The 7,228-nt window shown below is 63.4% G+C and carries 8 protein-coding genes and 1 pseudogene; 5 read left to right on the top strand and 4 right to left on the bottom strand.

Annotated elements, in window-relative coordinates; genetic code table 11:
• Nucleotides 1-119: 119 nt before the first annotated feature.
• Together Q0X61_RS12085 and Q0X61_RS12090 are read right to left on the bottom strand one after the other, a co-directional pair.
• Entirely contained in the window at nucleotides 120-728 is a 609-nt protein-coding gene (locus Q0X61_RS12085; RefSeq protein WP_108871608.1) for a protoglobin domain-containing protein, read from the bottom strand.
• 2 nt (nucleotides 729-730) lie between these two features.
• On the bottom strand, nucleotides 731-1,120 hold the full coding sequence (locus tag Q0X61_RS12090; protein ID WP_297742989.1) for a roadblock/LC7 domain-containing protein: 390 nt from the start codon (nucleotides 1,118-1,120) through the stop codon (nucleotides 731-733).
• A gap of 271 nt (nucleotides 1,121-1,391) precedes the next feature.
• Between Q0X61_RS12090 and Q0X61_RS12095 the strand changes: the two genes are divergently transcribed.
• From Q0X61_RS12095 to Q0X61_RS12115, 5 genes are read left to right on the top strand one after another with little or no spacing between them, the layout of a single operon-like run.
• A complete protein-coding gene (locus Q0X61_RS12095) occupies nucleotides 1,392-2,135 on the top strand; it encodes an OmpA family protein (RefSeq protein ID WP_159087486.1) in 744 nt (247 codons plus the stop codon).
• A gap of 1 nt (nucleotide 2,136) precedes the next feature.
• On the top strand, nucleotides 2,137-2,871 hold the full coding sequence (locus tag Q0X61_RS12100; protein ID WP_297742993.1) for a hypothetical protein: 735 nt from the start codon (nucleotides 2,137-2,139) through the stop codon (nucleotides 2,869-2,871).
• Nucleotides 2,864-4,399 (top strand): ATP-binding cassette domain-containing protein, encoded by a 1,536-nt coding sequence (locus Q0X61_RS12105; protein WP_297742995.1) that lies wholly within the window; start codon nucleotides 2,864-2,866, stop codon nucleotides 4,397-4,399. Before Q0X61_RS12100 ends, Q0X61_RS12105 begins: the two co-directional genes overlap by 8 nt.
• A gap of 48 nt (nucleotides 4,400-4,447) precedes the next feature.
• Nucleotides 4,448-5,137: an LmeA family phospholipid-binding protein gene (locus Q0X61_RS12110; RefSeq protein ID WP_297742997.1), complete on the top strand. Its 690-nt coding sequence runs from the start codon at nucleotides 4,448-4,450 to the stop codon at nucleotides 5,135-5,137.
• Nucleotides 5,138-5,176: 39 nt separating this feature from the next.
• On the top strand, nucleotides 5,177-5,971 hold the full coding sequence (locus Q0X61_RS12115) for a rhomboid family intramembrane serine protease (protein WP_297742999.1): 795 nt from the start codon (nucleotides 5,177-5,179) through the stop codon (nucleotides 5,969-5,971).
• A 9-nt stretch (nucleotides 5,972-5,980) separates the two neighbouring features.
• Here the strand turns inward: Q0X61_RS12115 and Q0X61_RS12120 are convergent.
• Together Q0X61_RS12120 and Q0X61_RS12125 are read right to left on the bottom strand one after the other, a co-directional pair.
• Nucleotides 5,981-6,703: pseudogene (locus tag Q0X61_RS12120) on the bottom strand (isocitrate lyase/phosphoenolpyruvate mutase family protein); the annotation flags it as partial.
• A 33-nt stretch (nucleotides 6,704-6,736) separates the two neighbouring features.
• Nucleotides 6,737-7,228 (bottom strand): IS30 family transposase (locus Q0X61_RS12125; protein ID WP_297743001.1); only part of this gene is annotated, 492 nt, incomplete at its 5' end.

Here is a 7,228-nt window from a genome sequence, read left to right on the forward strand (position 1 = left end):
CCGCGGGACGGCCTTCCCGCGCGTGCGCCTTGTGAGCTTCGTGTCCTTTGCTCGGCCCGCGTGTTTTGCGGCGTGAGAAACCCCGTGCCATCGGCGTGACGGCACGGGGTTTCACTCGCTCAAGAGCCGTGGAGCGAAGCGGAGCGTACTTCCTTGTGCGCCTTGTCGAGAGCGTCACCGACCTCTTGGTCACGAAGCCGCGCTAGGAGCGCTTCTGGCATACCAGCGACGCTGAAGAGCGCGGAGCTGACTGCGTGATCGTACGCGAACGTGATGATGGAGCTCACCGTCGACGAGACTCGACGGAAGGCCACCGACAGCTCGCGGCGCTCATCGTCGGAGATCTCCAGCGACTCGCTGCTTTCCACAAACTGCGCCACAAAGTTGGCCATGGCGAGCATCATTGGGTTGTTCACCCGCCGGATGACGTGCGTGAGCCCAACCAGTGCCATCCACGCCCAGTAGTCGTCGTCGAGGGGCCCGCGGACAGTCCGTTCCCACCAGCCCTGCAGCGACTCCTCACGCATGGGACGCTCGCCTGGCTTGAAGATCTTCTCCGTCTCCGAGTGTCCATACACGGTGTCGTAGAAGGCATTGACCATCTCGGGTCCAAGCCCGACGAGTGCATCCGCGTGCCGCTGGATGACGTCAGCATCTTCAGGGCGGACGCGGCACTCCGGGGGCGCCTGGTCGATCGCCGTCTTCGCGATGTCATGCATCGAATCCATGCTCAGGCCCTCCCGAGGAGCTGCTTGAGTTCAACGGCGGCGACGCGAGCTTCGATGCGCATGAGGCCGAGGTTGGAGTCGATGGGGCCGGTGAGGACGAGCACAGCGTCGGCGCCGGCCGAGTACGTCACCATGTAGCCGTTCTGTCCGCGAACCACGGCTTCGGCAAAATCGCCCAGCTCAGCGCGCTCAGCAATTCGCCCACCGAGGCCCAGAGCGGTAGCGGCCATGGCCGCGATGCGCTCTGCGTCGGAGTCCGAGAAATCATGGGCGACGGGCAGGCCGTCGGTGGACGCGATCATCACGCCGTGTAGCTCCGGGATGGACCGGCGCATATTGCCGATCACCCTAGAGAGCTCATCAGTCTTGCTGACGATGTAGTTGCTGGTCATAATCTTTTCCTCTCAACACTGCTGTGCTGTCCAGTTGTACTAAGCCCCCCGGACCTCCTTGGAGGCCATGGATGAGGAACTACTGTGGAGCCACCAGTACACTATTGGACTCCGGAGATATGCAAGTTTGGACTACTTCAACCTCGATGACGCATTGAGCCTAGCCGCTCAGTGATACGCTTCGGGATGGAAACCCCGGTAAGCTCTCCGGGATACCGTCTCTTGACCGCTAGCGGGAGGCACGTCGAGCACCTCTGAAGGAGGATCCACTGTGAGCAGCGGTAGATCATGGGCTCCGGTGGCTGGCGTCGCCGCGGCCTTGGCCGGAGCTCTATTGGCCGGATCAGCGTGGGTCGTTTCGTCGGCTGAGTCTCAACTCACCCGGCGTGCCGCCGCTGAATTGGCCAACGCCGATGTGCACGCGGACGTTTCCTATTCGGGCTTCGACGCGACGCTGACGAACCTTGCCGATGCGGCGACGGCGGACACAGCCCACACGGTGGTTTCGGGCGTGAGTGGCACGCGAGTGGTCCAAGTCGAGGATCATCAACCTCCGGGCTCCTCCCAGCCAAGCGAGGAAGCGAGCCCGGCGGCGCCTGAGTCGCCATCCACGACACCACCCCCGGTGACGAACGACGCCTCCCCCACCCCTGCCACTCCATCGACCTCGGCCGAACCACCTTCCTACCCCAACCTGATGTTCGAAGGGGCGAGCGCCTCCGTGCGCTCGGAAGACGAGACGGTGCTGCGGGAGTTGGCCGAATATTTGACTGCGCACCCTGACGTCATGGTCACGCTCACGGGATACACCGACAATGGCCAAGACGAGGCGGGCCGACGCGCGCTTTCCGACGCACGAGCCTCCGCCGCCCAAGAGGTGCTGCTGGACGCCGGTGTCGATGAAGCCCGCATCACCACGGTCGCAGGCGGGGATGCAAACCCCGTCGCCCCAAACGACACCCCGGACGGGCGTCAGCTCAACCGTCGGGTCGAAATCACCTTCCAGGAAGGATGACGTGCAAGGTTTCGCCTACGCATATCTGCAGATCCTCGTGGTCCTCGTCGTGGTCGCCGCCTTGGCCGCCTTGCTGGGCTTCCTAATCGGCCGTCGACGGTCCACCCCAGTGGAGGCTTCGTCGCACGCTGAGGGACAGTTGCGACCGCCAGCGGAGCGCGCGCACGAAGCCCCCGCCACGACGCATGCCGCTCGCGAGGAGATCCAAGAACAACCGCGGCGGACAGCCGAGAGCGGGCCCGTAGCCCCGGCTCGTGGCGGAGCTCAGGTCGCGTCTCCTGATCCGCTGGAAGATACGACGACGCGTCAAGCGCGCGTTGCAGTGCCCGCCGAATCATCCGAGGTCCGAGGAGGCGACCTCAGCTCAGCTGCTGAGGAGCCTCACCAACGGATGGAGACAGCAGGGGCGATGGCCTACGAACCCGAGGAAACGTCACGGGCAGCGCCCTCTGTCGCTGACCTTGACGAGACGCCGACCAAGTCCGACGAGGAAGAGCTCCTCCGCGAGAAGCTCCGTCACACCGAGCAGGAGATGGCCAGATTGGAAGCACGCGCTATCCAAGCGTGGGACGAGACGATCGCAACGCTCGAAACTAAGTTGAACCAGCTCCAAGAGGAAAACCAGAGCTTGGTGCAGAGGCTGAACGAGTCCGACAGCCTGCGCCTCATTGAGCAGGAGAAGGCTCACCGACTACGAGATGCGCTGAGGAGCGCCGGGGGTGCCCAACATGAATGACCGCGTGTTACTTTCCGCGGAAAAGCTGGCGAAGAACTTCGGGAACCGGGAGATCTTCAGCGATGTGGAGCTGGAGGTTCGGTCCGGAGAATGCGTCGGAATCATCGGACCCAACGGGGCGGGCAAGTCCACCTTGCTCGGTATCCTCGCCGGTGAGATCCAGCCCGACGACGGGCAGATCACTCACGGAGAGTCCGTCTTAGCAAAGGGCCGCGAGGCGCAGACCGGTCTGATCGCCCAACGCTTCAACGTCAACCCGGGGCTCACCGTCGCTCAGGCGATCTTTCGCGGCACCAACATCGGCCCGTCGGAAGAACGCCAGCGTGCACGGGCCCTGTTGGCACAGGCAGGGATTTCGCTGGATCCGATGTCGCGGGTAGGGGGTCTCACCAGACCGGATGTCGGCCTAGTCGAATCCATGCGCTTGTGGGCGGATGACACCGTGGATGTGGTGCTTGTCGACGAGGTCTCGGCTAGGTTCAATACGCGTGAGTTGGACGAGCTCCACTGGATCGTCAACAAGATCACGAGCCAGGGCCGCAGCGTCGTCTACGTCTCCCATCGCTTAGACGAGGTTCGCGCCTTGTGCGATCGAGTGTTGCTCCTGCGCGAAGGGACTCTTGTAGAGACGGATCCCGACGCCGACCTCGAAGGAGAGATCCACGCAGGCCCCATCGCTCACAGCGTTCCGAAATCTCACGTCCGAGACCAGGTGGCCCTTGAAGTTGTCGGCCTCTCGTCCGGAGTGGTGTCCGACGTGAGCTTTACCGTGGCCGCGGGCGAGATCGTCGGGTTCGTCGGTGGACGAGACTCGGGCATGCAGGATGTGATTGCCGCGTTGACAGGGAAGGCACCCGTCGAGAGCGGCACGGTGACAGTACAGGGCAGGCAGGCGTCGATCAACACTCGCGAGGGAGCAGTTCGAGCAGGCATCGCCCACCATTGGCCGGGCGCGGGAGGCGATCACGTCGCCGCAAACCTTGTGGTCGGCATCGAGGATGACGACGACTTCGACAAGGCTCAGACCGCCACTGCCTCGATCTTGGCAGCCATGGAACAGATGGACAACCACGGGCTCAAGCTGTTCGGCGAACGGCAGGGGTCGTTCGGTCAGACGGAGAGTCGCTACTTGTCCGCTCTGCTCTCCGCAAACGCAGCGGTCCTAGTCCTTGAGGATCCCTCTGCCACGCTGGACGCCGCAGCCCGAGCAGCCCTGCACGAGCACCTGACTGCCGCCACTGAGCGTGGAATGGCCGTGGTGCTCATCTCGTCTGACAGCCGCGAGCTGGTGTCGTGGACCCGGAGGCTCTTTGTCTTCCGTGAGGGACGGCTCAGCGAGACGTGGAACTCGGAGACTGTCACGACCGTGCGGCTCGACAAGGTGTTCCGAGAGGGGGCGGCGACCTCCGTCGAAGAGCCGGACATTTCGGCCGAGTCGGAGCCTGGACCCGCACAGGAGCCGACGGAGGATAAGGAACTGAACATCGTTGTGACGGACTTCGGGAGGAATTGGCTCGCCGGTCGTTGATGGTCGGAGCCCACCGGCCTGACACCGCAGGCGTGCAGAATGACGTGCGTGAAACGTTCTCCGGTCCTGTATGTCCTGCTGGGTGCCCTCGGCATGCTGGTGCTGATCATCGTCGTGCTCGTCATCGCATGGTTCTCCATCTCGAGACCAGCTGGGCAGGAGCCGGGAACGCCAGCGCCCCGCCCGACGCCCAGCACCCCGTCACCCCCAGCGGAGCTGAGCGAGGAAGACATATGGATCGATGACATCGATCTCCAATCTGGCGGAATGTCACTGCCTGCATCCTCGCTACTGAACGTCGACGGCACGGCCAGCGGGGTCCTGTCGAGCGACGGCCACGTCACGGCGCAACACGTGGACATCACCGCCACCGTGCCATTCCATGAGGTGGAGAAGCAGCTCGGCCACGGCTCGACCGTGACTAGCGCCGGTGGTGGCCAAGCCAGGATCGAACGCACAATCGAATTCGCCGAACGCTTGGTGGATGTCAGCGCAACGGGCGCCGTCGATGCGCGCGACGGCATCCTGTACGTGAACCCCACGCAGATCGAGCTCAGCGAAGATCCGGGAGTGCTTTCTCGAATCGCGACCGAGGCGGTGCGGGAATTCGTCACGATTTCCTACCCCATCGAGGGTTTGCCGCCGCAGCTCGTGCTGCGCGATGTCGATGTGCAAGAAGACGGTTTCCGCGCAAACCTATCAGGCAACGACGTGGAGCTGGTCGCTGCCGAGGGCTGACGGGAGCGTTGGCTTTGAGTCCCGTGCGATCCTTGATCCATGCCTTGGTTCCGCATCGGTCGGGTGGACGTCACCACGACGGTACTTGTCGTACTTCTCGCGTCAATCGGCGCCCTCATCGGGACGGTTTCGTCGGCCGCGAGAGCCGCTGGCGTGCTCACCGCCCCTCATGTCTTCTCCGGTGAGCCCTGGCGTCTCATCACATGGCCTTGGATCGACGTGCTGTCGATCTGGTCGATCTTCACTCTTGTGATCTTCTGGTACTTCGGCAAGATGCTGGAGTCGGATCTCGGCCGGGATCGCATGGCGTCGTTCCTCGTCGGTCTATGGGCCGTAGTCACGGCCTCGCACCTATTTGCGAGCATGTTCCTCCCTGGCTCCACGATGCTCATGGGGCTCAGCATGATTCAGCTCCTCATCATCTTGCTGTTCATCATGGAGCAGCCGAACAGGCCATTCTTCTTCGGAATACCGGCCTGGATCATTGGGGCAATCCTCGTCGGCCTCCAAGTCCTAGGACTTGTGGTCAGAGGCAACGCAGGTGGTCTGGTGGCTCTACTGCTCAGTTTGGGAGGAGGTGCCGTCTGGGCACGGCGCTACGGGCTGCTGAGCGCGCTGCCGTGGGCACTCCCGAAAGCTCGAGCACCTAGGGCGCCGCGCCCCAGCCGGGCAGCCGAGGCGCCCAAGCCGACCCGCAACCAGCGCCGCGCCCGAAGCGACGAGGACCGCCTCGACGAACTGCTCGAAAAGATCAGCAAGGAAGGCTTAGGCAGCCTCTCCCGATCTGAACACGACGAGTTGCTGGCGATTCGCGAGCGGCGTCACCAACGCTGAACTGCAGCCTTAGAGCCAACCCGTCAACTGCTCATTGAGCGCCGTCGTCGCCGCCGCTTGCCACTTGGGACCGAAGGTGAAACGACGCGCACCGATCGCCTTCAACTCACTGAAGCCCCCTAACGGCGAGGCGGTAACCGGGTCGACCGTGACGTTCACCGGAACCGAGACGGCCACGACGAGCTGTTGCAGCTCCTCGACGATCTGGATCCCTACCGGGTAGACAGCCCGCGCGCCTGCCTCTTCCATCGCGGACGCTCGCGCGGTCGCCTCCCCGATAGGGTCATCGAAGATCTTCGCGCCATGCTTCAGTGCGTCGGTGCGTCCGTTGATGACTATGGGCAGACGAGCTTCGTCAGCCGCGTCGCGCAACCTTCCGATGAAGTCCGCGTGTTCCTGCAAGGAGCGGACGCGGCCTCCATCGCGGTGGACGGTATCCTCGACGTCGAGGCCCGCGGCGCCGGTATCGATCACTCGGCGCATGAGGTCCGCGGGCTCGAGCCCATACCCCGACTCCACGTCGATACTGACCGGGATGTGAACAGCTTCGACGATGCTCCGAGTGATCGCCATGTAGTGATCGAAGGCCATCTGCTCGCCATCCGCGCCGCCGATGCTGTCGGCGACGGGGTGGCTCCCGATCGTCAGCGCCTGGAATCCTGCCTGTTCGAGCATGCGTGCCGTCCAAACGTCCCAGACCGTGGGCAACACGATTGCCTCGGCTTGCTCATGGAGCTGGGCGAGCTCATTGGCGGTTTCGGGTGGTCATTGCAACAGTAGGTGTTTGGATAGTACTTCGTAGGGGGTGGCGAATTCGAGTCGGCGGCGGGGTCGTCGGTTGAGTTCGTCGGCGACGAAGTCGAGGTCTTCTTGGCTGTAGCGGCTGAGGTCGGTGCCTTTGGGGAAGTATTGGCGTAGCAGGCCGTTGGTGTTTTCGTTGGTTGCTCGCTGCCAGGGTGCGTGGGGATCGGCGAAGTAGATGTCGATGTCGGCTGCGACGCTGATCTCAGGGTGTCGCCACATTTCGAGGCCTTGATCCCAGGTGAGGCTCTGACGCAGCTGGTCGGGCAGACGCCCAAGTTGCTTGACCAACGCGTCCCTGGTGGCCTCGGCCCGATTGCGTTCGGGGTCGATCCAGCACAAGATCGTGAAGTTCGATATCCGCTCAACGATCGTCGCGATCGCGGACTTGCCGTCTTTACCGATGATCAGGTCGCCTTCCCAATGCCCTGGCACGACTCGTTCGAGTGCTTCTGC

Origin of the sequence: uncultured Tessaracoccus sp. (assembly GCF_947255005.1) — a bacterium.
GTDB lineage: Bacteria > Actinomycetota > Actinomycetes > Propionibacteriales > Propionibacteriaceae > Arachnia.